The organism is Erwinia persicina (assembly GCF_019844095.1).
Classification (GTDB): Bacteria; Pseudomonadota; Gammaproteobacteria; order Enterobacterales; family Enterobacteriaceae; genus Erwinia; species Erwinia persicina.
Genome location: NZ_CP082141.1, coordinates 57087 through 83420 on the forward strand (window position 1 = coordinate 57087; position 26334 = coordinate 83420).

The 26334-nt window shown below is 56.3% G+C and carries 22 protein-coding genes and 1 tRNA gene; 10 read left to right on the forward strand and 13 right to left on the reverse strand.

The window, feature by feature from the left end:
- Nucleotides 1-7: 7 nt before the first annotated feature.
- Nucleotides 8-919, reverse strand: a complete 912-nt coding sequence (glyQ, locus tag K6L24_RS00255) for a glycine--tRNA ligase subunit alpha (RefSeq protein ID WP_012443081.1) — start codon at nt 917-919, stop codon at nt 8-10.
- 229 nt (nt 920-1148) lie between these two features.
- On the opposite strand from glyQ, the gene K6L24_RS00260 reads away from it, so the two are divergent.
- Nucleotides 1149-2144, forward strand: a complete 996-nt coding sequence (locus K6L24_RS00260; protein WP_137268956.1) for an acyltransferase — start codon at nt 1149-1151, stop codon at nt 2142-2144.
- Here K6L24_RS00260 and K6L24_RS00265 read toward each other — a convergent pair.
- The 3 genes from K6L24_RS00265 to K6L24_RS00275 form a co-directional block, all read right to left on the reverse strand.
- A complete protein-coding gene (locus K6L24_RS00265; RefSeq protein ID WP_240043774.1) occupies nt 2137-2574 on the reverse strand; it encodes a SemiSWEET family sugar transporter in 438 nt (145 codons plus the stop codon). The genes K6L24_RS00260 and K6L24_RS00265 overlap by 8 nt on opposite strands.
- A gap of 211 nt (nt 2575-2785) precedes the next feature.
- Nucleotides 2786-3706, reverse strand: coding sequence for a GlxA family transcriptional regulator (locus tag K6L24_RS00270; RefSeq protein ID WP_062744032.1), 921 nt, complete (start codon nt 3704-3706; stop codon nt 2786-2788).
- 1 nt (nt 3707) lies between these two features.
- Nucleotides 3708-4250: an isochorismatase family protein gene (locus K6L24_RS00275; RefSeq protein WP_062744031.1), complete on the reverse strand. Its 543-nt coding sequence runs from the start codon at nt 4248-4250 to the stop codon at nt 3708-3710.
- 170 nt (nt 4251-4420) lie between these two features.
- On the opposite strand from K6L24_RS00275, the gene K6L24_RS00280 reads away from it, so the two are divergent.
- The 3 genes from K6L24_RS00280 to K6L24_RS00290 all read left to right on the forward strand — a co-directional run bounded on the left by K6L24_RS00280 (nt 4421) and on the right by K6L24_RS00290 (nt 6829).
- Nucleotides 4421-4515: transfer RNA gene (locus K6L24_RS00280), tRNA-Sec, on the forward strand.
- 526 nt (nt 4516-5041) lie between these two features.
- Nucleotides 5042-5410 (forward strand): SymE family type I addiction module toxin, encoded by a 369-nt coding sequence (locus K6L24_RS00285; RefSeq protein ID WP_222681831.1) that lies wholly within the window; start codon nt 5042-5044, stop codon nt 5408-5410.
- A gap of 384 nt (nt 5411-5794) precedes the next feature.
- Nucleotides 5795-6829, forward strand: coding sequence for a hypothetical protein (locus K6L24_RS00290; RefSeq protein WP_187510252.1), 1035 nt, complete (start codon nt 5795-5797; stop codon nt 6827-6829).
- A gap of 60 nt (nt 6830-6889) precedes the next feature.
- Here K6L24_RS00290 and K6L24_RS00295 read toward each other — a convergent pair whose 3' ends face one another.
- Together K6L24_RS00295 and K6L24_RS00300 are read right to left on the reverse strand one after the other, a co-directional pair.
- Nucleotides 6890-7363, reverse strand: coding sequence for an anti-virulence regulator CigR family protein (locus K6L24_RS00295; RefSeq protein ID WP_222681832.1), 474 nt, complete (start codon nt 7361-7363; stop codon nt 6890-6892).
- Between the two features lie 110 nt (nt 7364-7473).
- A complete protein-coding gene (locus K6L24_RS00300) occupies nt 7474-8685 on the reverse strand; it encodes an aromatic amino acid transport family protein (protein WP_062744028.1) in 1212 nt (403 codons plus the stop codon).
- Between the two features lie 337 nt (nt 8686-9022).
- Here K6L24_RS00300 and kduD point away from each other — a divergent pair, with 337 nt between their 5' ends.
- Nucleotides 9023-9784: a 2-dehydro-3-deoxy-D-gluconate 5-dehydrogenase KduD gene (gene kduD / locus K6L24_RS00305; protein WP_062743996.1), complete on the forward strand. Its 762-nt coding sequence runs from the start codon at nt 9023-9025 to the stop codon at nt 9782-9784.
- 58 nt (nt 9785-9842) lie between these two features.
- Nucleotides 9843-10481 carry an RpiB/LacA/LacB family sugar-phosphate isomerase gene (locus tag K6L24_RS00310; protein ID WP_062743994.1) on the forward strand — a complete coding sequence of 213 codons (639 nt, stop codon included), beginning with the start codon at nt 9843-9845 and terminating at the stop codon, nt 10479-10481.
- Nucleotides 10482-10552: 71 nt separating this feature from the next.
- On the opposite strand, the gene K6L24_RS00315 is transcribed toward K6L24_RS00310, so the two are convergent.
- Nucleotides 10553-10873, reverse strand: a complete 321-nt coding sequence (locus K6L24_RS00315; RefSeq protein WP_062743992.1) for a cupin domain-containing protein — start codon at nt 10871-10873, stop codon at nt 10553-10555.
- 3 nt (nt 10874-10876) lie between these two features.
- Nucleotides 10877-12058 carry an oligogalacturonate lyase family protein gene (locus tag K6L24_RS00320; protein WP_062743990.1) on the reverse strand — a complete coding sequence of 394 codons (1182 nt, stop codon included), beginning with the start codon at nt 12056-12058 and terminating at the stop codon, nt 10877-10879.
- Nucleotides 12059-12574: 516 nt separating this feature from the next.
- On the opposite strand from K6L24_RS00320, the gene K6L24_RS00325 reads away from it, so the two are divergent.
- The 3 genes from K6L24_RS00325 (at nt 12575) to K6L24_RS00335 (ending at nt 17001) form a co-directional block, all read left to right on the forward strand.
- Nucleotides 12575-14149, forward strand: coding sequence for an MFS transporter (locus tag K6L24_RS00325; protein ID WP_062743988.1), 1575 nt, complete (start codon nt 12575-12577; stop codon nt 14147-14149).
- An 85-nt stretch (nt 14150-14234) separates the two neighbouring features.
- Nucleotides 14235-16277 carry a right-handed parallel beta-helix repeat-containing protein gene (locus K6L24_RS00330; protein ID WP_222681833.1) on the forward strand — a complete coding sequence of 681 codons (2043 nt, stop codon included), beginning with the start codon at nt 14235-14237 and terminating at the stop codon, nt 16275-16277.
- 43 nt (nt 16278-16320) lie between these two features.
- Nucleotides 16321-17001: an oligogalacturonate-specific porin KdgM family protein gene (locus K6L24_RS00335; protein WP_062743984.1), complete on the forward strand. Its 681-nt coding sequence runs from the start codon at nt 16321-16323 to the stop codon at nt 16999-17001.
- Nucleotides 17002-17110: 109 nt separating this feature from the next.
- On the opposite strand, the gene K6L24_RS00340 is transcribed toward K6L24_RS00335, so the two are convergent.
- From K6L24_RS00340 to K6L24_RS00360, 5 genes are read right to left on the reverse strand one after another with little or no spacing between them, the layout of a single operon-like run.
- Nucleotides 17111-18091, reverse strand: a complete 981-nt coding sequence (locus K6L24_RS00340; RefSeq protein WP_222681834.1) for a metallophosphoesterase — start codon at nt 18089-18091, stop codon at nt 17111-17113.
- Nucleotides 18092-18103: 12 nt separating this feature from the next.
- The gene (locus K6L24_RS00345) at nt 18104-18931 is read right to left on the reverse strand and encodes a carbohydrate ABC transporter permease (protein ID WP_162901001.1); all 828 of its coding nucleotides are present in this window, start codon (nt 18929-18931) and stop codon (nt 18104-18106) included.
- An 8-nt stretch (nt 18932-18939) separates the two neighbouring features.
- Nucleotides 18940-19851 carry a carbohydrate ABC transporter permease gene (locus K6L24_RS00350; RefSeq protein WP_118665193.1) on the reverse strand — a complete coding sequence of 304 codons (912 nt, stop codon included), beginning with the start codon at nt 19849-19851 and terminating at the stop codon, nt 18940-18942.
- A 10-nt stretch (nt 19852-19861) separates the two neighbouring features.
- Nucleotides 19862-21142, reverse strand: a complete 1281-nt coding sequence (locus K6L24_RS00355; protein ID WP_062743977.1) for an ABC transporter substrate-binding protein — start codon at nt 21140-21142, stop codon at nt 19862-19864.
- Between the two features lie 28 nt (nt 21143-21170).
- Nucleotides 21171-22274, reverse strand: coding sequence for an ABC transporter ATP-binding protein (locus K6L24_RS00360; RefSeq protein ID WP_222681835.1), 1104 nt, complete (start codon nt 22272-22274; stop codon nt 21171-21173).
- An 841-nt stretch (nt 22275-23115) separates the two neighbouring features.
- Between K6L24_RS00360 and K6L24_RS00365 the strand changes: the two genes are divergently transcribed.
- Entirely contained in the window at nt 23116-26331 is a 3216-nt protein-coding gene (locus K6L24_RS00365; RefSeq protein WP_062743972.1) for an autotransporter outer membrane beta-barrel domain-containing protein, read from the forward strand.
- Nucleotides 26332-26334 lie beyond the last annotated feature (3 nt).

Consider the following 26334-nt stretch of genomic DNA (forward strand, 5'->3'; position numbering starts at 1 on the left):
CTGCCTCTTATTTCTTGTTATTGCACATCGGGAAGCCCAGTGCCTCGCGGGAGGCATAGTAGGCTTCAGCCACGGCTTTCGTCAGGGTGCGGATGCGCAGAATATAGCGCTGGCGCTCGGTGACGGAGATCGCTTTACGCGCATCCAGCAGGTTAAAGCTGTGTGCGGCCTTCAGAATACGTTCATAGGCAGGCAGCGGCAGCGGTTTTTCCAGCGCCAGCAGGCTCTGCGCTTCTTTCTCGTACTGCTCGAAGCAGGTAAACAGGAAGTCGACGTCAGCGTATTCGAAGTTATAGGTAGACTGCTCCACTTCGTTCTGGTGGAACACGTCGCCGTAGGTAGTTTTACCCAGCGGGCCGTCGCTCCAGACCAGATCGTAGACGCTGTCCACGCCCTGAATGTACATCGCCAGGCGCTCGAGACCGTAAGTGATCTCGCCGGTCACTGGCTTACACTCCAGGCCGCCAACCTGCTGGAAGTAGGTGAACTGCGTCACTTCCATGCCGTTCAGCCACACTTCCCAGCCCAGACCCCAGGCACCCAGCGTTGGGTTTTCCCAGTTATCTTCCACAAAGCGGATATCGTGGATGGTCGGATCCATGCCCAGCTCTTTCAGGGAACCGAGGTACAGCTCCTGAATATTGTCCGGGGACGGCTTGATGATCACCTGGAACTGGTAGTAGTGCTGCAGGCGGTTCGGGTTTTCACCGTAACGGCCATCGGTCGGGCGACGTGAAGGCTGCACATAGGCAACGGCTGTCGGCTCCGGACCCAGCGCACGCAGGCAGGTCATGGGGTGAGAAGTACCAGCGCCGACTTCCATATCCAGAGGTTGGATAATGGTGCAGCCCTGGCGAGCCCAGTAATCCTGTAAGGTCAGGATCAGCCCCTGAAAGGTCTTGGTATCAAACTTTTGCATTTGGATTCGCACGCGATACGAGTGGTGATAAAAAGTGGGCGTCAGTATACCCTTTGACCGGGGCTATTACCAAAATGCCGTGATCATTGATTGGGGAATTTTTTGTCGCCCCCGCCACATAATCCCTTCATCCTGGTCCTATTTTTCCCGTCTCTGGTTGTTGAAGCGTGACCGCCTGGCTACCCTCAATCTCGCATAAGTGCAGATGTTCCCGTGAAATGAGGATGAAATGTCGCAAAAGATTGGATGGATAGAGAATTTACGCGCAGTGGCCTGCCTGATGGTGATTATGATCCACACCACCACCTGGTATGTCACCACCGGACTGTCGGTGGGAGAGCACAGCTGGGATCTCTCCAACCTGTTGAACTCAGCCTCGCGGGTCTGTGTGCCGATCTTCTTTATGATTTCCGGTTACTTATTCTTTGGCGAGCGCAGCGCCCGGGGGCGACATTTTCTGCGCATTGTGCTGTGCCTGCTGTTCTACAGCACGGTGGCACTGCTCTATATCACCCTGCTGACGCCGATTAATGAAGCCCTGTCGGTGAAGCACCTGCTGCAAAAACCGGTGTTCTACCACCTGTGGTTCTTCTTTGCGATCATCGTCATCTATATGCTGTCACCGCTGATTCAGGTGAAGCCGGTGCGGGCGCGCTACCTGGCGGTGGTGACGCTGGTGCTGGCGCTGCTGGCCAACCCCAATACCATCGACAGCTCGGTGGCCCGTTTCCACTGGCTGCCGATCAACCTGTATATCAACGGGGACACCATCTACTACCTGTTGTACGCGCTGTTTGGCCGGGCGATTGGCATGATGGAGACGCAGAAGCGCGGCGTGTCCTGGCTGGCCGGGGGCGTGTTTGCTGCCTGCGTGCTGATGATCGCCTTTGGCACTAAGCGGCAGTTCGCCATCAATGGGGCGTTTGCCGATACCTGGTATCTGTACTGCGGCCCGGCGGTATTTTTCGCCGCCGTCAGCCTGCTGGTCCTGTTTAAGAACGCCATGAACGACCGCGTGAATCCGTTTTTTGCCCTGATTTCCCGCTGCTCCCTGCCGATCTACGGCTTTCACGCGCTGTTTATCCACTATATGCGCACCCATGACCTGGACAACACCGACCATCCGCTGATCGACATCCCGCTGATTTTCGGCATTACCCTGGGCGGCAGCCTGCTGCTGGCGCTGGGCCTGCAGAAGCTGGATAAGCGCCGCCTGGTCAGCTGACCTTTTCCTGCGCGTCTTTCGCCACCTTCAGCGGGCGCAGCCGACGGATGCGCGGGTTAAGGATCACCTTCGGCATGCGCACCAGCCTGCGGCGGTTCGGGTTACGCACCGGGCGCTCGTGCCACAGCTTGAGCATAATCACCGTTAGCGCCAGCAGCGCGGTAATGCCGTTGGCCGCCATCACCGGCACGTCGTGCATACGGTGGCCATACCACGTCCAGCAGGCAACCCCGAAGAACAGCGCCGCCCACATTCCCAGCGACAGGCCGCTGGTGTCTTTATTCTTCACGATATGCAGCACCTGCAGGCAGAACGAGCCGGTGGTCACCCAGGCCGCCAGCGTGCCCAGCCAGACCGGCCACGGTGACAGAAAAATAATCGACAACAGGGCCAGCGCGACGGTGGCGGCCACAATGAGCAGGTTCTTCATAACGTTTGTGCCTCGTGTCAGTAAGCAGTGGGTTAGTGCTTTTTATAGCTAAATCGGTTTAGCTTTTGATCTAAAAAAAAGCACAATGTTACGTGTAACACTAGCACAGACGTTGAGCGAATTAAAATCGGGCAGGGTGCTTCCTGGTGAAAGTGAGCAGCACGGCCTTTTTCTGACGACGATTATTTCAGGGTGTTATCCCCCTCCTTTTTTACGTCTCCCAGCGCTGTAACGCCCGGCGCAGCTGGCGCGAGGAGGAGAACCCGGCCGACAGCGCGGCGCGCTCGTTGCCTTCGCCCTGCTGCAGGCGCTGCTGGGCAATCGTCAGCCGCAGCTGTTCATGATAGTCACGCACGCTGATGCCGAGATGCTGACGGAACAGCCGCGTCAGATGGCGCGCGCTGACGTGAACTCTGGCGGCAATCTCCTCCAGCGGCCACTCCTGCTCCGGCTGCAGGGTCAACAGATCCTGGGCGCGGTGAATGGCGGGGTGAATGTGGTTGCGATAGCGCAGCCAGGGGGACAGCTGCGGATCTTCCCCCGAACGACGAAAATAGACCACCATTTCCCGCGCCACATCCATCGCCGTCTGCGCGCCGCACAGGCGGTTAATCAGATGCAGCGACAGGTCGATACCGGCGGTAATGCCCGCGCTGGTCCAGATGCCGCGATCTTCAACGAAGATGCGGTTTTCTTTCACAATCGCCCCCGGTTCCGCTTTTTTAAGCCGATCTATTACCTCATGGTGCGTGGTGCACTGCACGCCGTTCATCAGCCCGGCTTTCGCCGCCAGCAGGGAGCCCGAACAGATGCACACCAGCGACACGTCACCGGCATGAATGGCGGGCTGAATGCGCATCAGCCAGTGACGCGCAGCCACCGCCTGCGGCGTGTCGAACCACACTTTAGAGTCGCTGACGCCCGGGAGCACCAGCAGGCTCCCGGCTGGCAGGGATTCCGGCAGTGGCTCAATGCGGCTGATGTACATCTCGGTGGAGGTGAGCACGGATTCATCCGGGCCGATATAGCGCAGCGAAAACGCCCCTGCTGCCAGCTTCAGCGTTTCCGCCGGACCAGTGAGATCCAGCGTCATCACACCGGGCAGGGTTACAAACCACACCGGGATCGTCATATTATGCAAGCTCCTGCAGGCAGCCCTCAGCGGTGCGGATATCGGCAAAACGATGGATCAGCACGCTTTCGGTACGGTGGCGTAAGTCGGCAATGCTCAGGGTAATGCCATCATGGGTGATTGGGAAGGTCAGCGTTGCCTCGGTGACATAGGTCACGCGGTAGCCGAAGTCCGACGCCACGCGGGCGGTGGTTTCACAGCACTGCTCAGTGCGCAGGCCGCTGATAATCACATGCTTTACGTCGTTCTGTTCCAGCCACTGCTGCAGACCCGATTCGGTCAGGGCGTTATGCACTTTTTTGCGGAAGCTGGCGACCGGCTCATGGGTCAGAAACGGCAGACGCACCACCAGACCGGATTCCGGCGCAAAGGCTCCTTCGCTTTCGACATGGAACACATCCACCACCGGGATCCCCTTCGCCTGACAGCCTGCCACCAGGGTGCTTAATGCTTTTTCGAATGCCGGGGTTTCTGGCGTTTCCCTGTAGCCACGCTCATAGAAGGACTGCTGGGCATCAATCACTAACAGTACGGTATCGGTCATTTCTGGACTCCTGCTGGATGGGGTTAACGCTATGATGGACGGGATAAGGCAGGGAAAGAAGGCCAAAAACGGACAGCTTGCTGCCGGTGGGGGACATCACTGAAATGAGGCACAAACCCGGAGTTTATTTGTGGTCATTGGCGATGGTATACTCAGCCCCTCTTCAAAAGGGAAGATCGTCGTCTCCGGTGAGGCGGCTGGACTTCAAATCCAGTTGGGGCCGCCAGCGGTCCCGGGCAGGTTCGACTCCTGTGATCTTCCGCCAAAGCGTATCTGTATTTACCATATTGATCGTTATACTGCCTGACATCGATTCATCACAGGCACATCCCATCTGCTTTATCGCCGCTTCCCGTTCCGTCAGTGTGTGATCCAAACCCGGTAAGCACTGAGCAAGGCGACATTGCACATGAGGATACCCGTCACTCTTCCTGGCAGGTTCAACAGAAACGAACCTGTAAGGCTAATCTTTAATGTCTATGCATGCATTGTTTTAATAAACTTCTTTTTTTATTTATTCAGGGTGTTAAGGAATAAGCTGATCTTTTATATTTATTTTATTAATTTATTTCCCTTATTCACGCCAGCGTGAAGGCTCCCCATTATTTCCCCATTCTGGAATTCTCCTCGCATTTTATTTTCTCTGTTACAGCGATTTATCATTCTTTTTTCGCTATTTTAGGTTAAGTCATCAGTGTGTTTTTATACAGGAAGGTTTTTATGAATCGCGGTGCTAACGGGCGGCAACCCGTTAACACCGCTGACCACAACAACTAACAGGACTAGTTATCATGGCTAAATACGATTGTAAGTCAGAACCCGTTATTTCCAAAATCCAGCGAAAGTTGAAAGTGGGCTATATCAGCATTCGACATGAGGATGCCAAAACCGGGTTAACGCATCATTATTCGCGCAGCCCGTCGCTGAATCTCAAGGGGCTGTGGCTGGAGGCGTGTGGTTTTGCCACCGATACGCCCGTCACGGTGCGGGTGATGCCGGGCTGTCTGGTGATCACCGCACAGCCCGCCCCGCCGCCCGTTACGCCTGCGCGTGAGCTGCTGGCCCGCAGCGAAGCGCTGCCGGAAGCGGCACTGAAGGAGCTGCGCATGGTGATGGAAGCGCTGCTAATTCGCGAAGGACTGGGCAAGGTGACGGTTTAAAAACCAAAGTGGCTTCGGTATTAAGGGGAGGGGGATAGTGAGGTCAGCGGACCCCATCTCCTCAACCATTCTTGCCCGCTGTGGGTCTGGAAACAGCCACACCGGGGGTAGCGGGTGAAAGAGGAAGGGCTGATTGCAGCAGGCTGCCGGCCAGGGAAGGCCGGCCGCCAGGCCACAGGGACGTGTTTATGCCGTTGCAGCAAGCAGCCCTTCCTCCGGAAACCGGGTATCGTGCCTCCCGCGATAGCGCCCTGGTGATTTTCTGGGGATACCTCAGGGGCCGACCCGACGATACCCGTTCCGGTAAAACGGCGTATCGGTCACCCCTTGCATCTTCCCGGCACTGGCCTAAAATTTCCCTCTCTTTAGCGCAAGGAACATCGGATGTCACAGTACTGGTGGAAGGATCTGCACGACCGCAATCAGGCCTGGCTGGGGCTGGCATTACACAGCCAGAGGCCGCTGACGTCGCCCATTCTGGAAATGCACAGCGGGCATCATGGCCGCATGGCGCTGTCGCTGCGCGGTGTGCCGCTGTTCTGGGCCTCAATGCTGAAGGATCACTCCGGCCTGTGGCTGGTGTTCAACACTGAACATCCCGAGCCGCAGGCCGTCTTCCCTCCCATTACCTCACCGGCGCTGGAGTCCATTCTTCGTACCGGGCCGGAGGCGTGGATCGGTGAATGGTGCCGTTACTTTGCCCGCTATCTGCTGACGGCGGATGTTCCGCTGCTGCCGGCGGGCCGCTGGCTGCTGCGCCCGATGCTGCCCGCTGTTCCCACTGCGCCTTACGCGCTGCAGCGACAGCCCGCGCTGAAGGACTGGCGTTTTCACGCGCCCGCGCAGAGCGGCAATATCGGGTTTAGCTGGTCACTGTTCGCGGAGGATATCCCGGATCTGACGGCCCCGGTGCGCGTCGCGCAGGTGGACTGGTGGTGGAACGGCACGCCACTGCTGGCGCGCTATGCTATTCAGCCCGACGCCGGGCGCCTGAAGTGGTGGCGTAAAAAGAGCCGGGAAGGGACGCTGCCGCCGGTGCTGGTACGCTTTTTTGCCGGGCTGGGTTCGTTCGTGATTCTGGACGGGCATTACCGCTTACAGGCCGCTATCGAAGAGGGCATTCCGCCATCGTTCCTGGTGCTCAGTGAACTGGGGGAAAGGACCTTTCCGTCCAATCCGGAACATCAGGCGAAGATCGTGGCTGCGCTGGCAGCACAGCAGCAAAAGAACCCCGTCAGCAGTATCGACGGCATGAATCAGACGCTGATCAACCTGTATGACAATGCGGAGATTTACGCCCCGGGCCAGAGCCGGGCCGTGCTGGGTGAGGGGGAGCGCTGGGCGCGGGAGGTGACGGCATATCTGCGCAGGTACGGAGAAGACGCGGTGCTGGAGAAAATAAAGCGCCGTAGCGCGTAACGTTCCGGCATCTTGTACCGCACCGCGGAAATAAGGCGGGCAGGGTTGCCCGCCTGTTCTTTAATCAAATACCCCGTTAATCACCGCCGTCACTAAGGCGGTACTCAGCGCAATCAGCACCAGATTGTCACCGACAATCTTCCACTCATAGCCCGGATAATAGGGCAACTGGTCGAGCATTGAGGCGGGAACGGCTTTTTTCGCAATGCCCGGCGGCAGCGGCTTGCCGCGCGCCAGGTTTTTCGCAATGCCGGGGGGCAGGGAGCGATAGCCGGTCAGGCCATAGTTCAGCGCCAGGTGGCGCGCGGCATCAAAGCTGATATCGTCACTGACCCGATCCGGCTTACCGTGATTTTTACGGTTTGAGGGGCCGCCCTCTTTTTTGCCCGGCTTGTCTTTCTGGCTGTGGCCGTGCTTGCCATTGCCGTTACCCTTTCCATTCCCGTTACCCGGATCCGCCAGCGCTGGTGCGGCCAGCAGAGAACAGGAGATAATGGCGGCTAAAACAGCCGTTAAACTGCGGCGTCTGAACATGATCGTTCCCCAGTGGTTTTATCTTAATAATATTAGGACAGGCGCGCGTAAATCACCCTATCCTGTCGTCTGATTTTAACGGGCAGCGATGCCTTTCTTATCCCCTCTCCTCAGACTTTGATCATGTTGACCAGCATGGCCACCCACAGCAGAAAGCCTGACAGGAAGTAGCCATAGAGAAATTTATTGCCCGCCGGGAACTGATAAGGCCCCTCAATGCCCGCCTTTCTTGCTTTTAACAGCAGCAGAGGAGGAAGAAGCACACTCCAGATCACCAGCGCAATCCCGGCATAGGCCAGCGCCGGGATAAAGCCATCAGGGGTGATGATGCACAACAATGCAGGGGGCAGATAGGTCATCGCTGCGGCAGGGAAGGACGATGTTATCCCTAAAAAGGAGCTCAACAGGTCATGAAGATAGTCAAAAAGACCGAGGGAGGCGGACAGTAAAGACGAGGTCACGGCAAAAAAGGCAAAGAACAGTAACAGCCCGTTAATGTAGTGGCTCAGTTCATTTTGGCTCAGGGCGGTCATAAAGACATTAATATTGCCTCCCTGGTCTTTGATGGCGGCAAATGCCCCGCGATCGAGGATGCCCATCGTCATGCCCAGCCAGTAGATATAAATGAGTGCGGAAATCCCCACGCCGAAGCACAGGGACTTAACCACTAATTTGTGTTCCTTCCCGCCATACATTTTGATTAATGAGGGGATGCTGCCATGAAATCCGAATGAAATGATACAGACAGGGAGCGTTAATAATATTGCGGAAAAGCTGCCGAACGCCGGGCTGGTGAATACCAGTTCCGGGGAGATGCGATGCAAATGTCCTGCCGTTGCCATAAAAAAGGCGGTGAATTTAGCGGCAATAAAAAAGGAGATGATGTGGGCAGAGAACCGCCCGCCCTTGCAAACCACGGCGGAGACAAACAGGGTGATCAGCATGACGGAAAGCACCGGATAGCGTTTCCCCGTCAGGTCAGATTGCAGGGTGGAAAAGACCGCAGAGGCCCCGGAAAGATACGCATAGGTCACCAGGTAGAGCACAAACACCAGGCTCAGTCCAACGATGAAATTGACCTTTCTGCCGAGCAGTTTTTTTGTAAACGTATGGAAGCTCGAACCCTGCGGAAATCTCATGTTCACATCGACCAGCATCAGACCCGACGCGAGCATAAATAATGCGGAGAGCAGGAGAAAAAGAACGCCTTTGGTAAACCACAGTGCTTCTAACGCGATCGGCAGCGCAAACATTCCGCCGCCGACGATGGTTGCAACGACCAGGACGGTGCCGTGAAACGCGCTGTTACTGTACTTCTGCATCGCTATACACCATAAAAAATCCCGGCAGGCCCGGGTTAACATTGCCTCTCAGCATCAGGCTTTGGAGGAACCGTAAAACCTGTCACGCCCCTCCTGTACGGATGGGGCCGACAGGGCACGCCGTAGGATAGCATGTCCGTTCTGACTCCCCATGATGTGATCCCCACGACAAAATTCAATCCTCAGGTTCATATAAAATGAAATGCTGTTTCATTTTGTTGAGTTTCTGCCATTTTGCCGTTAAGCTGTTTTTATCAGTTTTGGCATCGGGCACGCTCCGCCACCTGTCAGGGTCACGGAAAGCGCCTGAATATGTGGGTTAACTCAAGGAAACACCATGATTCTGGATAATTTCTCCCTGGCGGGAAAAGTGGCGGTGGTGACCGGGTGTGATACCGGTCTGGGGCAGGGGATGGCGCTGGGTCTGGCGGAAGCGGGTTGCGATATTGTCGGCATTAATATTGTTGAGCCGGTGGAAACCATTGAGCGCATCGCGGCCACCGGGCGTCGTTTTCTCAGCCTCACCGCTGACCTTAGCGATACCCAGGTCATTCCGGGTCTGCTGGAGCGTGCGGTCGCCGAGATGGGCCACCTGGATATTCTGGTGAATAACGCCGGGATCATCCGCCGTGAAGACGCTATCGATTTCAGTGAAAAGAACTGGGACGATGTGATGAATCTGAACATCAAGTCGGTGTTCTTTATGTCGCAGGCGGTGGCGAAGCAGTTTATCGCCCAGGGAACGGGCGGGAAAATCATTAATATCGCGTCGATGCTCTCTTATCAGGGCGGCATCCGCGTGCCCTCGTATACCGCATCGAAAAGTGCCGTGATGGGCGTCACCCGTCTGCTGGCGAACGAATGGGCGCAGCACAAGATCAACGTTAACGCGATAGCGCCCGGTTATATGGCCACCAACAACACGCAGCAGCTGCGGGCGGATGAAGCGCGCAGCGAAGAGATCCTCGGCCGTATTCCGGCCGGGCGCTGGGGCCTGCCGGCCGACCTGATGGGGCCGGTGGTGTTCCTCTCTTCCCCGGCATCTGACTATGTTAATGGCTACACCCTCGCCGTCGATGGCGGCTGGCTGGCCCGTTAATTTCCCTGTTTACTGACCTGCGGCAGCCAGGCCTGCCGCACACAAGAGGACGACGAATATGAAAATTGCACTGATGATGGAAAACAGCCAGGCGGCAAAAAACGCGATTATCCTGAAAGAACTGAACGCAGTTGCCGGGGAGAAAGAGTATCCGGTGTATAACGTCGGCATGTCTGACGAGCAGGATCACCACCTGACCTATATTCATCTGGGGATCATGGCCAGCATTCTGCTGAACTCGAAAGCGGTGGATTTTGTGGTGGCGGGCTGTGGCACCGGTCAGGGGGCGCTGATGTCGCTCAACCTGCATCCGGGCGTGATCTGCGGTTACTGCATTGACCCGGCAGATGCGTTCCTGTTTGCCCAGATCAACAACGGCAATGCGCTGTCGCTGCCGTTCGCCAAAGGCTTTGGCTGGGGTGCCGAGCTGAACGTGCGCTTTATCTTCGAAAAAGCCTTTGCAGGTGAGAAAGGTCAGGGTTATCCGGCCGAGCGTAAAGAGCCGCAGGTACGCAATGCGGGCATTCTCAATCAGGTAAAGGCAGCGATCGTCAAAGAAAACTACCTGGATACGCTGCGCGCCATCGACAAAGAACTGGTGAAAACCGCCGTTTCGGGGGAACGCTTCCAGAAATGCTTCTTCGAAAACAGTCAGAACAAAGAGATCGAAAACTTTGTGCGTGAAATCCTCGCGTAAAATTTTTCCTTTTTTACGCGGATAAAAAAACCGGTGCTCTGTGAGCACCGGTTTTTTTTATGCCGGATAAATTACAAAAAATCCTGGCGCTGCGGGGTGAACGTATCCAGCAGCACCCCTTTCTCCAGGCAGACGCAGCCGTGAACGATGTCCGGCTTTTTATACAGCGTGTCGCCGGCGGTCACCTCGTGGGTTTCGTCACCGATGGTAAAGCGAAAGCGGCCGGACAGTACATAGGTCAGCTGTTCGTGGACGTGATGGTGCAGCGGGCCGACGGCTCCGGTCTCAAAGCTGACCTCTACCGCCATCATGCTGCCGCCGTGTGCCAGTACGCGACGGCTGACGCCGTCGCCTAAATCCTGCAGGGGTCTGTCCTGTCTGTAAATAAACACGGGTTAATCCTTCTGTAATGAGTGGCGAAGCGCGTCCGGGATCTCAGCAAGATAGAGCGCGGGCTGCCCTTCGTAATCGGTGGTGAACAACACGTGACGATCGTCTGGCGAGAAAGAGGGGTGCGGATGAGTCACCTGCCGGTCACCGTCCAGCACCTGCCAGGAACTGTTATGTGCTGCCAGCGGCGCGTATTTCCTCGTGCGCGCGTCGAACAGGTACAGCCACGGGTCATTCTCAATGGTGTGGCTGGCGGTGTCCTTCACGTCCACCGGCGTTCCGGAGCCGTCACCGACCAGCAGCGTGCCGTTATCATTGCTCATCAGATGTGAGCAGGCAGGCATGGTCATCAGGCTGACGTCTTCACCTGTCTGTGGGTCAAAGCGGCGGATATGGCGGTCGTGCTGGCCTTTCAGGTAGGAAACATACATGAGCGCAGAGCCGTCCGGCACCCAGAACTCATGAGTGCAACTTTCTCCCGGAGCATGTTCCTTCACTTTCCGCACATTGCTGCCGTCTTCATTGACCAGCCACATCCTGGCGTCTACCAGGTCGTGCGGGCCTTCGTGGCAGAACGCCACGGTACTGTCGTCAAACGGCCGGTAGATCGGGTGGCCCAGCCATTCGTTTTTCTCGTGGATAACGTGTGACTGGCCGCTGTGCAGGTCAATGCGCAGCAGACGGCAGTGCGGGTTACTGTGGTAGAACGTCTGGAAAATTTTCCAGTCAGAGAGCGGCGTCCAGTCCCGGCGGTCGATTTCAATCCCTACCAGGCTGGTGCATTCGCTGTTGGCGACCCAGGTACCGTAGCCGACCCAGGCTTCCGGCACCTGATATACCGTTGTTTCGCTGTAGTCCGCCAGCGTGACGCGCTGCAGCAGGCTTTCATTTTTCACGTAATAAAGGTACTGATCATCCGGGGAGAGGAAACCGCCAAAAGTATTATCTCCCGGGCCTTCGGTAAGCTGGACGGCCTGCTGTGTGCCCAGGTCGAGCAGATAATAGTTGCGGTGACCGTCAAACTCCCCGGCAAACAGCAGCTGGCTGCCGTCGCGGGTAAAGCATTTCTGGTAGAAGTAGTTGCGGTGGCACAGCACGTCAGGCGGCGTTAAACGCGTAACCCGTGCGCCGGTCTGCGCATCCTGAACGGTGTGGAAGTCGAATGAGATCTGAGAGCCTTTAGCCATGATTCACTCCATCGGTGGCAAGGGGTATCACCCGTGAGGGGGATGACCTTATTAAAATGAAATGGTGTTTCATAAATATGAAAACAGATTACCACTGTGACGAATGAAACAGCGGGAGTGGCTGACAGAAATGCTATGCGGATCACAAAAGTGCGGCATATTCTGCAGAAATGCAGGATGATCCCCCCGTCAGGGGCGGTAAGACGTCGGCTTTGCAGCTTATGCCCGCTGTCCCACTTCCTGTGCACTGTTGAATTTAAGTGACTGTATTGTAGTAAAAAATAACAGGCTTTTTACCGTGTAAAGCGTATAGAAACACGTGCGGAGAGAGGCGAATTGGATGTTTTACTATTAAGAATGCTACACGTATCGCAAATCTGTCTGAGAAATCACCGGCCGCTGTTTTAACTGTGAGTTAATTCACATCTATTCCGTCTGGAGATCTATATAAAACACCGTATCTATAAAAATAAAACAACGGTTCATTTTTATAAAATCTCTCTGGGCGGGGCTCACATGAACGCAGAAAAACCAATTCTCTTCAGACATCAGCTGGCATACGGCGGTGGTAATTTACTCGGTAGCGGGGCGCTGGCCATTGCCGGTATCTGGCTGCTTTACTTCTATACCACCTTTTGCGGGCTGACGCTGTTGCAGGCTTCAGCCATCTTCTCTGTTGCCAGCATCATTGATGCCATCAGCAATCCGCTGATGGGCTATCTCTCGGATAACTTTGGCAAAACGCGGCTGGGCAAGCGCTTTGGGCGTCGCCGGTTCTTTATCCTGCTCGGTATCCCGCTGATGATGGTCTACCCGCTGCTGTGGGTGGAGGGCTTCGGTTTCTGGTACTACCTCTCTACCTACGTGCTGTTCGAGCTGATCTACACCTCGGTAATGGTGCCGTACGAAACCCTCGCCACCGAAATGACCACCGACTTCTCGGCGCGCTCTAAGCTGACCGGTTACAAGGCGATTTTCGGTAAAGTGGCCAACTTCCTCGCGGCATTTATCCCCGGCCAGTTCATCCTGATCTACGGCAAAGAGTCGGCAGAGCCGTTCTTCTTTACCGCGCTGACTTACGGAGTGATTTTATGCGTGGCAATGATCATGCTGTATATCTCCTCCTGGGAGCGCCCGGTGGAAGAGACCACGCCGGTTGATGAGAAGAAAATGACGCTGGCGAAAACCATGGTGACGCTGGTGCGCGATATGAAGTCGACCTTCCATCTGCGCGTCTTCCGCAAGCATCTGGGCATGTACCTGTGCGGGTTTGGCGCGGAGTGGCTGTTTGCTTCGGTCTTCACCTACTTCATTATCTTTGTGCTGCAGTACGATCCGGCCATGGTGGCGGGATTAAGCAGTCTTAACTCCCTGTTACAGCTCTTCTCCACTGCCATCTTTATCGGTATCTGCGTGAAGCACGGCTTCAGCAAGCCGTACATTCTGGCACTGAGTATCGTGGTGTTCTCCGTGGTGTGTTACAGCCTGCTGCACTTCCTGCATCTGCCGCAGCAGTACGCGACGGCGGCGATGCTGGCCATCACCGTGGTGTTCGGCATCGGTACGGGTGGCGTGTACTACATCCCGTGGACGGTCTACACCTTCCTTGCGGATATCGATGAAGCCTTTACCGGCCGTCGCCGTGAAGGCATCTACGCCGGGGCGATGACCTTCTCCGGCAAGCTGATGCGCTCGGTGATTGTTTTCGCGATGGGCGCCATCCTCAGCTTCTATGGCTTCCAGTCTAAATCGCAGACGCAGCCGGAAAGTGCCGTTACGGCGATCGCTCTGGTGTTCTGCGTGGGGGTGATTGCACTGGCGCTGATGGCCATGGTCTTCAGCCATCAGATGAAGCTGAACCGCAAAACGCACCTGGTCGTGCTGGGTGAAGTCGCCAGGATCAAGGCCGGTGGCCTGATTGGCCACGTGCAGCCCGAGGTGCGTGCGGTGATGGAAGAGCTGATCGGCTACCCGTATGAAGAGTGCTGGGGCAACAGTAAAGTGTGCCGCAAAATCTTTGATACGCCCGCCGTTGAGGTGCTCCCCGTGGCAAAACCTGAATCGCTGGTGAGCCGCACGCAGCACCCGTAATCCTTCGTTTTTACCAACCCTTTACTGACTCTCCGACTGGCCGGGAAACCGGCCAGCGGCCCCCTGCGCATTGAGGATGGGAACCATGAACTGGGAACGTCAACTGTGTATCGTCACGTTGTCCCTCGGGCTGAGTACGCCCGCCGTCGCCGCCCTGCCGGACAGCAGCCGGCTGGTCTGGCACAGCATCACCTTCGGTCAGTCGACCGACGTTAATTTCGCCACCAACGTGCTGGCGGAAAAAATTGGCCGCAATGAAACCCGTCTGGCTGGCGGCGATCCCGTCCCGCCGGCAGGCAGTGCGCTGAGTGTCCCCTTTACGCTGGAAAGCCGGGGCGGCAAGGTCGGCAACAGCCACGACGGGCTGACGTATTACTACACGCGCCTGCCGGCGGATGCCAACTTCCAGCTGGACGCGGAGGTGACGCTTAACCAGTTTGGCCCGGAAAACGGTGCCAGACCGGCCGGACAGGAGGGCGCGGGCCTGCTGGTACGCGATATCCTCGGGCCGGCACGCTCCCCGGAGGTCATTCCTGGTAATGAAGAGCTCCCGGCCGCGTCGAATATGGTGATGAACACGGTGATGGCCGTCGGTGATAAGCCGCCAGTGGTGGCGCTGGTGGCCCGGCAGGGCGTGCAGCAGCCCTGGGGCAATACCGGCATTGGCATCGTGCGTGAGCCGTATCAGCCGCTGGCCAGCCCGCAACATTTTTCACTGCGCCTGAGCCGCACGGATGCCGGCTTTGAGGTGGCGTATGCCCCGCAGGGCAGCAGCGCGTGGATCAGTAAAACAGTGGCAGGTGCAGATCGCATCACGCAGCTGGATAACGCGGGTTATTACGTCGGTTTTTTTGCCGCGCGCAATGCCCGTCTTACGGTTAATCAGGCCACGCTGACGCTCAGTGAGGCACATCCGCAGCCCGGCATCCCCTATGTGGCACCGCCGCTGAAGCCGCGCATCGAAGTGATGTCATCACCGGTGCTCACCCGTTCTGCCAGCCTTTTCCAGCTGCGTACTAACGGTAACGGCCAGATTGCGGTTGCACAGGGCAGTAACACGCTGCTCAGCCAGACGGTACACGGCGGGCAGGTGGTGACGGTGCCGGTACAGGCCACGGCGGGCGGTAGCGAGCTGACGGTGACGTTCACACCGGACAGCGGCCCGGCCCTGACGCAGATCCTGCCGGTTCGCCTGGCGAAGGTGAGCAATCCGCTGGTGCTGTACGCCTCAGCGCAGGGCGTGGCGGGCAATGACGGCTCGCCGCAGCATCCGCTGGACGTTGCCAGTGCGGTGAATCTGTTAGCCCCGGGAGGCACCCTGTGGCTGGCGGACGGTGACTACCCGGCCAGCGTGATACCGGCCACCGCCAGCGGCACAGAAAAACAGCCGAAAACCCTGCGTCCTCAGGGCCGCAGTGTGGTGTTTCACGGGCTGCAGCTTGACGGAAGCTACTGGCAGGTACAGGACATCACCGTGACGGAGAAAAGTTTTCATATTGCCGGCAGTTATAACCATATCGATCGCGTTCGCGCCCATCACGCCGACGATACCGGCATCTGGGTCGCCTCGCCGGAGGGGATTGGCCGTGCCCTGTGGGCCAGCCATAACCTGATCAGCAACTCGGAGTCCTGGGGCAATCAGGACCCGGGGCGGAAAAATGCCGACGGCTTTGCGGTGAAAATGCGCGTGGGCGAGGGCAACCGGCTGATGAACTGTTACGCGCACGACAACATCGACGACGGTTTCGACCTGTTCAATAAGATTGAAGACGGCGCGAACGGTCGCGTCACCATCGAAAACAGCCGCTCCGCGCATAACGGCAGCAACGGCTTCAAGCTGGGGGGCGAAGGCCTGCCGGTGGCGCATACGGTTCGCAACAGCCTGGCGGAGGAAAACGGTATGGACGGCTTCAGCGATAACTTTAATCCCGGCGCGCTGGTGGTTGAGGGGAACCGCGCGCGGGATAACCGGCGCTTTAACTTCCTGTTCCGCCCGTCACCTTATGTCACGCCGGATAAGCAGGGGCACTTTCGCGGCAATATCTCGCAGCGGACGACACCGGGAAAATATCCTGATGTGGTCAGCGGCAATATCGCTGCCGGCAATGATTTTTATATGAGTAATTAACACGAAGTTCTAAAAAAAACATCAATATCTCTGGGATGACATAATGAAAAATAACAGACTGCTGCTCTGCGGTCTGCTGCTGGCCAGCGCCGGCAGTCAGGCTGTGACAATCGATCTTCGCCACGAGTGGCTGGATGACAGTAAACAACATAAAGACCGCGCCATGGTGTCGCACCGTTTTGCTAACGGCCTGGGTTTCTCGCTGGAGGCAAAGTGGAAATCAGGCGGAGATAATTCGAATAAAGCTTTTAATAATCTGGTGGATAACGGCACGGAAAGTACCGTCAGCTATCAGTACAAAGTGACGCCCGCCTGGTTTTTACAGCCGGGGTTTACGCTGGAATCCAGCTCTGACAGCAGCATCTATAAGCCGTTTTTAACCACCGGCTACCAGTTTGATAGCGGTATTTATTTTAACGTGCGCTATCGCTATGAATATACGCGCTATACCAAAGAAAATACCGACGATAAGAAAACCAACCGGGGTGAGTTCTGGCTGGGCTATCGTCTGGCCGACTGGCGCTTTGAATATAACTATATTTATAAGCACAGCGATCAGGTGTTGTATGACAACGATAAATGGGATTACGAGCAGGATCTGAAAGTGGCCTATAACATTAATAAGCAGTGGACGCCGTATGTGCAGGTGGGTGATGTCTCCGTCAGGAAAACGGCGGATGACCGGCAGACGCGGCTGCGCGTCGGCATTCAGTATAACTTTTAAGGCGGCTTAACCTGCGCCATAAACCGCCCGCCGGACGATCCTGCGGGCGGTTTTGTCATGTGCCGATCTGCGCCCGGCGCGGCAGACTGATGGGATAAGACCGGTTAGTCTAGTCCGCCGGATTTGATGAGAAAGCGTCAGATTCGTGGATGTCTGCAGTCAGTATCCGGCTGATTTCGCTGCCATATCCCCGCACCGTCAGCACCCCATCCAGCAGCTCCACCACCGCAAACGGCACGTCTTCCGCGCCGTCGAGCATTCCTTTCATGATGATAAAGTCGGTATTCTCACGCCGCACGTAGCCGCCACGATGGTCGTGCCCGGTAAAGCAGGCGCGTACCTGATAGCGGCACAGCAGATCGGCCAGCTCGCCGCCGTTCCACAGAATATGCCCGGTATGCGGGGCCAGCGGATAGTGGCCGAACACCACCACCGTTTCTCCCAGCAGCCGGGCCTGTTTCAGTTGCTCCTCAATCCAGGCGAACTGGGCGCCGCCTACGGCACCGTTCCACAGCTGGCCCTGCGGCTGCTGACGAGCGATCAGATCGGCCAGCATGGCCTTCGCCTGCTGGCGGTCGTCGCCGTTACCCTGATTGCAGTACAGGCTGATGTCGTTACCGTCGAAAATAATAAAGCGGTAGCCCGCCAGGCGAAACTGATAATAGCTTTTTGGTAAACCGGCGGGGGGCGTGTGTGCCGACGTCAGGCGGTCGGAAATGACCTGTGCGTCATGGTTGCCGATGACCATCGCATGGGGGTGATGCAGCGTTTCATACAGCGGCAGCAGCGCCTGATAGCTCGGCCAGTGGCGATCCACCATGTCACCCAGGGTGACGACAAAATCGAGTGGCTGTCGGTTAAGGGCGGCGATCGCCTTCGGCAGCTTGTGCAGGGCGTGACGGTAGTAAAGATTTTTCGGCACGTCGGCATCAACGTCGGCGTACTGCGGGTCGGCCATCAGCCCAAAGCGCAGCGTGCGATCGGCCGGATGCGTGGCGCGCATCCGGGGTGGCTGGTACATCACGGCGGCAGCGCCCAGTGCCTGGCGTTGCAGGTCAGAAAGGGGGTGAGGCAGGGTGTCAATGGACATGATGAAACTCCGTTAGCGGATACCGGCACGCATAAAAGACTGAACAAACTGACGCTGGAAGACCAGAAACAGCACCAGCAGCGGTAACGAGGTCATCAGCGTTGCTGCCCCCACCAGCGCCCACTGCACACCCTGCTCCGGCGCAGAGAAAAGCTGAAGCCCGACGGTAATCGGCCGCACGCTGACCGAGTCGGTGATCACCAGCGGCCAGAGGAAATCATTCCAGTGGAAGCTGATCGACACCAGGGCAAAGGCGATGTACACCGGCTTTGCCAGCGGCACATAAATACGACGTAAGATAGTCCAGCGGCTGGCACCTTCAACAATGGCCGCCTCTTCCAGCACCAGCGGGATGCTTTTAAAGGTCTGGCGCAGCAGAAAGATGGCAAATGCCGAGGCAAGGTAAGGCAGCGCAATACCCCACAGGCTGTCGCGCAGGCCCAGGGCGCCGACGGTTTTGTAGTTACTGAGGATCAGCACATCGGGGCTGATCATCAGCTGCAGCAGGATCAGCGCAAACAGCAGGCCGGAAAATTTCAGCCTGAACCTGACCAGCGCATAGGCCGCCATGGTGGCCAGCACCAGTTGACAGATAACAATCATCAGCACCAGCAGCGTGGTGTTGAGAAAGTAACGGGCAAACGGGGCGGCATGCCAGGCGTCAATAAAGTTCTGCGCCGTCAGCGGTGAAAACAGGATAAAGGTGCCCTGATCGGACGCCGGGTGAACCGCCACCCAGATGGCCACCAGAATGGGTAAAAACCACAGCAGCGCCGCCAGCCAGATCGCCAGGTTCAGGCACAGGCGGCCCACGGAAAACGGGCGTGCAGGACGTATCATCGTCAGGCTCATTGGTAGTGGGCTCGCTTATCCAGCAGGTGGAATTTGATGAGAGCCACCGCGCCGAGGATAACCAGCAATACCACGGTCATCGCGGAGGCGGCCGGTAAATCCCAGAAGCTGAAGGCGGTGCGGTAGATATAAAACAGCAGCAGGCTGCTGCTGTTATTGGGCCCGCCGTTGGTCATGGCGATCACCTGATCGACGATGCGGAAGGCATTCATCGAGGCATTGATCAGAATAAACAGCGTGGTCGGCATCAGCAGTGGCCACTGCACGCGGCGGAAGAAGTAGCGGCGGGATGCCCCCTCAATCTCTGCCGCCTCGCTCAGACGCGGGTCAATCTGCTGCAGCGCCGCCAGGTAGAAGATCATAAAGAATCCGGCCTCACGCCAGACGGACACCGCCATCAGGCTCCAGAGCGCGCTGTCAGGATCGCCCAGCCAGTTGACGGGCGGCAGCGAAAACAGCGCCAGCAGCTGATTCAGCAGCCCGAGCTGCGGCGTGTAAAAAAACAGCCATAAATTGGCGATGGCAATCATTGGCAGCAGCGACGGAATGAAAAAGGCGGCGCGGGTCAGCGCACTGCCGCGCAGGCGGCGATTAACCGCCAGCGCCATCAGCAGCGCCAGCCCCACCGCCAGCGGAATGGTGATCGCCGCGTACAGCAGGTTATTGCGCAGTGACAGCATAAAGATGTCGTCATCCAGCAGCGCGGCATAGTTATCCAGCCCGACAAAATGGGCCGGATGACCGTTGCGTGCGGCAGAAAACAGGCTCTCCCACATCGTCGCCACGGCCGGGTAATGGGTAAACGTCAGGAGAAAACCCAGCGCCGGGAGCAGCAGCAGATAACCGTAAATCTGCAGCGACAGGCCGCGCTGACGCGCGGCAGGGGCGGCGATATGAAACGTGCTCATCTTGTGCCCGTTACTGGTAAGGTTTCAGCAGGCGGTCGGCCTGCTTCTGCGCCGATTTCAGTGCCTGCTCAGGGGTTTTCTCCTGAGTGACGGCCGCTTCGATCGCATGGTTCAGGGCTTCCTGAATCTGTACGCTGTTATAGGTCGACAGCTCGGGCTGGGAGTATTTGAGCTGCTCACGTGCCACCAGAGCCTGCGGTACCTGCTTCACGTAATCCTGCATCACGGCGGTATCCCATGCTGCCGGGGAGGTGGCTACGTAACCCGTAGCGATACTCCAGCGTGCCGCCTGTTCCGGTGCGGACACCCAGCGGATAAAGGCCATGGCGGCTTTCTGCTGTTCCGGGCTGGCGTTTTTAAACACGTAAAGGTTGCCGCCGCCGGTCGGGCTGCCGCGCTGCGTTTTCTCTGGCAGCATGGCGACGCCAAACGGGAACTTTGCATTTTCACGTACCGTGGTCAGATTACCGGTGGTGGTAACCATCATGGCCGTTTTGCCGCTGATAAAGTCCTGTGGGGTGGTGCTCCAGGCGATAGCACCTTTAGGGGATACGCCCTCTTTCTGCCCAAGGTCGGTCAGCCACTGCAGGGTTTCAATATTAGCCGGCGTGTCGAAGGTCACGGCGGTGCCTTTGCCATTATCCAGACGGCCACCGTTGGTGGCAGCCAGACCCTGGAAGTTCCAGTAGCCGTTCGGCGTGGACGGGATCTCAATACCCCACTGGCTCACGCCTTTATCGTCTTTCACCACCAGTTTTTTCCCGAAGTCGACCACCTGCTGCCAGCTGGCAGGCGGCGTATTGCCGTCGAGGCCCGCTTTTTCAAATGCCTGTTTGTTCCAGTACATCACCACGGTGGAACGCTGAAAAGGAATGCCCCAGACCTTGCCATCGATATGACGCAGGAAGGCCGGATAAAAACTGTCGATCCACTTTTTCCCTTCATCATTATTTGCCAGGTCGCTGGCAGCGCTGATGGCACCGGCGTCAATCAGCGAATAGGCCTCAATGTCACCAATTACTGCCATCTGCGGGGCGTTGCCGCCGCGAAATGCGGTCAGAGCCTTGGTTACCGTGGTGGCGTAATCACCGGTATAGACCGGCTGAATGCTGATGTCCGGATGCAGTTTTTCAAAGTCCGCGACCAGCGTATCGACGGTGTGGCTGACCTTGCCGCCCACCGCTATTGGGTAGTACATCTGTAGTTTCACCGGATCGGCGGCGAAGGCCGACGATGCCGCACAGAGCAGCAGGGCAGAGGTCAGACGTGAAAAATGGCGAACTGGAGACATGGTTTTCCCTTAGGCGATAAAATGATGATTAAACAGCATATTTTTGTTCTGACGGTAAAGCGGTCTGTTCCGCACCGTAGCAGCGTTTGCCGCTGGCGGTGACGAAGAAATAGTGCCGGGAGGCTGACCACTGCAGCCCGACCAGGCTGTGTTCACTGAAACGCCTCATGCCGGCGACCTTGACGGTGATCGGCTCCCGGCAGGCGGCGATCTGACAAACCAGCAGGGTGTCGGCTCCCATATATTCGTAGCTGATGACCCGGGCGGTGAGCGCCGCCCGGTCGGCAGCGGTCAGCTGAATATCTTCCGCGCGCAGCCCCAGGCTCAGGGCCTCTTCATGGCGGTGCTCCACCACCGGGATCGGCATTTCTCCAAGGTAATGGTGCTGGCCCTCGCGCCGGAGCGGAATGATATTCATCGGAGGCGCGCCAATGAACTGTGCGGCAAAAATGCTGGCGGGGTTGTTGTAAAGATTATCCGGGGTGCCGTGCTGTTCGATAGCGCCGTCGTTCAGCAAAATAATCTTATCGGCCATGCTCATGGCTTCAGTTTGATCGTGAGTGACGTACAGCATCGTCAGGCCGAGCTTCTTCTGTAGGGCGCGAATTTCGCGGCGCATGCTCTGGCGTAGCTTGGCGTCCAGGTTAGAGAGCGGCTCATCCATCAGACACAGTTTATTGTTGGCGATCACCGCACGGCCCAGCGCCACGCGCTGCTGCTGCCCGCCTGACAGCTGGGACGGCAGCCGGTCAAGCAGCGGTGCCAGCTCCATCAGGCGGCTGACTTCCTCCAGACGCGCGGGGAAATGACGCTTGTCTTCGCCACGGGCGCGCAGGCCAAACAGCAGATTTTCCCGCACGTTAAGGTGGGGGAAGAGCGCATAAGACTGGAACACCATCGACAGCTTACGCTGCGATGGCGGCAGGGTGGTGACATCGGTCTGCTGAAAGCAGATAGCGCCACTGTCGGCAGACTCCAGTCCGGCGATGGTACGCAACAGGGTCGACTTGCCGCAGCCGGAAGGCCCGAGGAGCGCGATAAAATCGCCTTCTGCCACCCCGAAGCTGATGTCGTTGAGCGCGGTTTTGCTGCCCCAGGCTTTGTGAATATGGTGAAGAGAGAGATAGCTCATACCCGCTGTGCATCTTTGCAATAATAAGTGGGCTTACGCTAGCGGGGCGGAATGACGTTTTTATTAACGGTGGATGACGCTTGTAAGACAGGAAGCATCAGGCCTGGCCGGATGAGGGGGCAGACGGCCTGAAACGGCCAAATTTTCTATTTTTTATTATTGGTATGAATAAAAGTAAATCCTTTTCCCTGTGCTGGAATATTATAATTTCTGTCTCTTTTTTTAGTGCGCAAAATAGCACGCGAACGTTAAGAGTGCATGGTGTGGGATTCTGGCCCGAAGGTTTTTTTGCGGGAAATAGCTTTTTTTATTATTTGTTCTGATGATAAAGGTGGCTGTTGTGCCTATTTATATTCTTTTGCTGTTAGTGCTTAATAAGCCGGAAAGGTCAGTTTATCCTGATATTGAAATGAGTAGGGATAATCAGGAGGGCCTGTTTTTTGCGATTATTTTATCATGTTATTTTTTTACGATACGTTCACCTGCCCTTTTTTAAACGTATATTCTTTTTTAATGCATTTTAATAAACTATTTATTTTATGCTGTTGAGTGGCCTGTTAGTTGATTGCCTTATCGATTAATAAAATTTATCGAAATGATCATTTATTGTCACTTTACATTAATTACCTGCAGTCCACAGACTTCTTCATACTCTATCTTATTTAAAGAGGCCATTAAGACTCAGTATAACGATTCCCGTAAATTATATTGCGTCATTACCTGTCACTGAAATAGCGATTATTTCTGGTGTGGAAGACTTTGCTTTAAATAAATGGATGAGCAAAAGCAGCTGCCAGTGAGGCGACTGTTTAATTGTTTTTTATAAAAAGGAATTGCAGTGATGAAAAAAAACAGTTTCAGGCTGAGTGCACTGACGGTCTCCGTTATCGTTGGTATGAGTAGTGCTGCTTTCGCCGCCGGCGTAACGCCCGCCGTAAAAGATATCACCGCACTAAGCCATAACGGCCAGGGTCAGTACACCGGCGGGGGCTCAGTCTTTATTGGTGGCGATAACCTGACCGTGGTTAACAACACGCTGACCGGTTCCCGCTGGGTGAATATCAACCCGCACACGCCGGGATTTGAAGCCCTGCTGAACAGCAGCGGTTATAAAGGTTACATGGATGCCAGTGCAGCCAGCCTGCAGGGCGACGTAAATTATCTGATCAATGAAGACGATCAACGTGCACTGCACGGTGAACGTCAGGCCCATGCCGTCAGCCAGAACGGCTATTCGGTGCCGGTTGGCGTTGTTAACGGTCTGAAAATGGGCACGGCCGATCAGCGATATCAGAAAACGCAGTCCGTTACGCTTTACCAGCGTGATGCGGCGGGGGTTATCCAGTATAAGAAAAATGCAGATGACACCTTCGTGCTGGATCCGAGTGGCAATAAAATCCCTCTAACCGTGACCTCCTCCCTGGTACTTGATCGCAATTCGGATGTTTACCTCAAGCCGGTGACCAGCGTGGGCGGCGATTTTGGCCTGCTGAATGCGGCGATCTATTCTAAAGTGGTTAGCCTGCAGAATGATGTTACTGCGGCGGTTGCCGTTAACGGTGATCTGCAGGAGAACACCGGCAATCAGCGCGCCCGCGATGTGCTGGTAATGAAAAATACCACCATCGACAACACCCTGGATAAAGATGCCGTGCCCGTGGGCGCTTCCGGAATCAATGGTGACCAGCACGGTGATGAGCACACATATAGTGAGCGTCCGTTTGCCACCGGCCTGAGCATCAACAGCAGCAGCGTCAACCATCAGTTTGATAAAGACGGACAGGTCGTCTCGTCCGGCGTGTTGACTCATCAGGTCGCCAGTTCGGCCAACGTGGTGCTGGATAATGCCCAGATTACGGCAAAAAACATCGCCGCCGTACGCTCTGATGACAACAATAACGGCAGTCATCGTGGTGACGCCTACGACCGTTATGCTGATAAGCGTTCCACGGCAGTGGCGATTACCGGTTCTGGACTGTTTGTCTCTATCGCCAACCAGTCTACCCTCTCCGGTGGGGTAAACCATGCCGGTAATGCCCTGAGCCTGTCCGGCCATGCCAACCGTGTTGATGTGAATCATTCAACGCTCAATGGTAACGTCCAGTTGGATCATGACGGCTATCGCCCGACCATCACCGTGACGGTGGTGCGGGACAGCAAGACCGGCCATTACATCGCCAGTGGTGCGGCCGTGGCTAACAACAGCCTGCTTAACCGTGAGCATAACGGCACCACCCTGAACATCGCCAATAACAGCGTGGTTAATGGCGATATTACGGCTTCTGGCCAGACGGGGTACTTCGTACAACTGGTTGACGTGACGGCGTCGGATGCGCCGGTGACGCTGACCGGGGACGTGATCACCGGTTCCAGCTCGGCGACGGCGATTTACAAAAATGCTGTCAGCAGCGCTAATCAGACGCTGCTGGCCAACGCCGGTGCCGCCTGGACGCCAGCGACCGTTAACCTCAACCACAGTACCCTGAATGGCCGCGTGGCGGGTATTACCTCTGTCGCGCAGCCTGATTTCATTGTGGGGGGCACCGATGTGTTGTCCCGCCATCCGGATTTGAACGTCACTAACGGTTCCGTATGGAATGCAGCAGCAACGGCAGAGGGTGGCCTGGCAATCAGCGACGTGCACGATCTGAATCTCTCCGCTTCCACGCTGAACATGATCAACATGGAAACTGACAATGCGACACTGGGTGACCGTGGCCGCTATGAAGATGTCGGCGCAGCGCGCGTTGTGGTGCACGGTAACCTGATGCAGGGTAAAGACAGCCAGGGCAACAATCTGACATCACTGATTAATATCGGTAAGGCGGTGGCCGATCCGCTGCTGAACCTGGGCGGTGAGTACACCTATGGTTCGATGCAGGTGAAAGGATCTGCGCAGGGCTCCTACAAGCTGGCTATCGCTAACTCGGGCGTGGAACCCTACGTGAAACAGGGATATATCGCCGATCGCGGTGACAAAAATGCGGCCAGCAAGTACAACCCGCACAGTTTTGTTAACTATCAGGCCAGCGGTAGCAATGCCCACTTCTACGGACGCACCGAAATGGGTGTCTGGCAGTATGATGCGGTCGATCAGTTAAATGACAGCGTGCACAACGAACATAATGTGTACTTTAAAAATAATGGTCACCTGTCGAACAGCGCTGCTACGGCGTTAAGTATGGCGGCATCTCAGGTAAATGTGGCCAGCCTGGAAAATGAAGCGTTATCCCAGCATATGAAAGCCTCACGTCACGCGATGGACGATGGGGGTGTCTGGGTTTCTTACTTTGGCGGTAAGAGCAAAAATACCACCAGCGCAGGGGCAGACTACTCTCTGGATACCAACGGCGTCATGTTGGGTGTGGATAACCTCTTTGATGCCAAAAATGGCGGCAGCTGGTTAGCAGGCCTGGCGTTCTCTTCTGCACGTTCAGATATGAGCGTAATGAACAGCAGCGGCGACCTGGACAGCTACGGTGCGCAGTTCTATCTGTCCCGTCACTTTGACAATGGTCTCTTTGTCGATACCACCGCGCAGTTTGACCACTTCAGTAACAGCGGTGACGCCCGCACGCTGGATGGTCAGCGTTCACGTTCTGATTTCTCGGGCAACGGCTACGGTCTGGGTATGGCCGTGGGTTACACCTGGGCTGATAACGGTTACTTCGCAGAACCCTATATCAAAGCCACCGGCCGGACGATTGATGGTGCCCACTACACCATGAACAACGGGATGGTGGTCAACAGTGATGACTACAAATCGCTCCAGGGTGAGATTGGTGCTGACGTGGGTTACACCTTTGATATTAATCAGGGTTACATCAAACCTTATTTCCACCTGGCGGGTCTGAACGAATTTGCTGACAGCAATGAAGTGAAGCTGAATAACGTCACCATGAACAACAGCATTGATGGTGCGGCGGTTCAGGTGGGGGCAGGTGCCGAAGTGAAACTGATGAAGGATGTCGGTGGTTTCGCCAGCTTCAACTATACCAAAGGCGATGACATTGAGCGTCCGTGGCAGGCAAACGTAGGGATCAGTTACTCCTGGTGATTG

Excerpts from the sequence above, each read along its gene's own strand:
- glyQ (WP_012443081.1), bottom strand. The coding sequence starts at position 919 with ATGCAAAAGTTTGATACCAAGACCTTTCAGGGGCTGATCCTGACCTTA.
- K6L24_RS00260 (WP_137268956.1), top strand. The coding sequence starts at position 1,149 with ATGTCGCAAAAGATTGGATGGATAGAGAATTTACGCGCAGTGGCCTGC.
- K6L24_RS00265 (WP_240043774.1), bottom strand. The coding sequence starts at position 2,574 with ATGAAGAACCTGCTCATTGTGGCCGCCACCGTCGCGCTGGCCCTGTTG.
- K6L24_RS00270 (WP_062744032.1), bottom strand. The coding sequence starts at position 3,706 with ATGACGATCCCGGTGTGGTTTGTAACCCTGCCCGGTGTGATGACGCTG.
- K6L24_RS00275 (WP_062744031.1), bottom strand. The coding sequence starts at position 4,250 with ATGACCGATACCGTACTGTTAGTGATTGATGCCCAGCAGTCCTTCTAT.
- K6L24_RS00285 (WP_222681831.1), top strand. The coding sequence starts at position 5,042 with ATGGCTAAATACGATTGTAAGTCAGAACCCGTTATTTCCAAAATCCAG.
- K6L24_RS00290 (WP_187510252.1), top strand. The coding sequence starts at position 5,795 with ATGTCACAGTACTGGTGGAAGGATCTGCACGACCGCAATCAGGCCTGG.
- K6L24_RS00295 (WP_222681832.1), bottom strand. The coding sequence starts at position 7,363 with ATGTTCAGACGCCGCAGTTTAACGGCTGTTTTAGCCGCCATTATCTCC.
- K6L24_RS00300 (WP_062744028.1), bottom strand. The coding sequence starts at position 8,685 with ATGCAGAAGTACAGTAACAGCGCGTTTCACGGCACCGTCCTGGTCGTT.
- kduD (WP_062743996.1), top strand. The coding sequence starts at position 9,023 with ATGATTCTGGATAATTTCTCCCTGGCGGGAAAAGTGGCGGTGGTGACC.
- K6L24_RS00310 (WP_062743994.1), top strand. The coding sequence starts at position 9,843 with ATGAAAATTGCACTGATGATGGAAAACAGCCAGGCGGCAAAAAACGCG.
- K6L24_RS00320 (WP_062743990.1), bottom strand. The coding sequence starts at position 12,058 with ATGGCTAAAGGCTCTCAGATCTCATTCGACTTCCACACCGTTCAGGAT.
- K6L24_RS00325 (WP_062743988.1), top strand. The coding sequence starts at position 12,575 with ATGAACGCAGAAAAACCAATTCTCTTCAGACATCAGCTGGCATACGGC.
- K6L24_RS00330 (WP_222681833.1), top strand. The coding sequence starts at position 14,235 with ATGAACTGGGAACGTCAACTGTGTATCGTCACGTTGTCCCTCGGGCTG.
- K6L24_RS00335 (WP_062743984.1), top strand. The coding sequence starts at position 16,321 with ATGAAAAATAACAGACTGCTGCTCTGCGGTCTGCTGCTGGCCAGCGCC.
- K6L24_RS00340 (WP_222681834.1), bottom strand. The coding sequence starts at position 18,091 with ATGTCCATTGACACCCTGCCTCACCCCCTTTCTGACCTGCAACGCCAG.
- K6L24_RS00345 (WP_162901001.1), bottom strand. The coding sequence starts at position 18,931 with ATGATACGTCCTGCACGCCCGTTTTCCGTGGGCCGCCTGTGCCTGAAC.
- K6L24_RS00350 (WP_118665193.1), bottom strand. The coding sequence starts at position 19,851 with ATGAGCACGTTTCATATCGCCGCCCCTGCCGCGCGTCAGCGCGGCCTG.
- K6L24_RS00355 (WP_062743977.1), bottom strand. The coding sequence starts at position 21,142 with ATGTCTCCAGTTCGCCATTTTTCACGTCTGACCTCTGCCCTGCTGCTC.
- K6L24_RS00360 (WP_222681835.1), bottom strand. The coding sequence starts at position 22,274 with ATGAGCTATCTCTCTCTTCACCATATTCACAAAGCCTGGGGCAGCAAA.
- K6L24_RS00365 (WP_062743972.1), top strand. The coding sequence starts at position 23,116 with ATGAAAAAAAACAGTTTCAGGCTGAGTGCACTGACGGTCTCCGTTATC.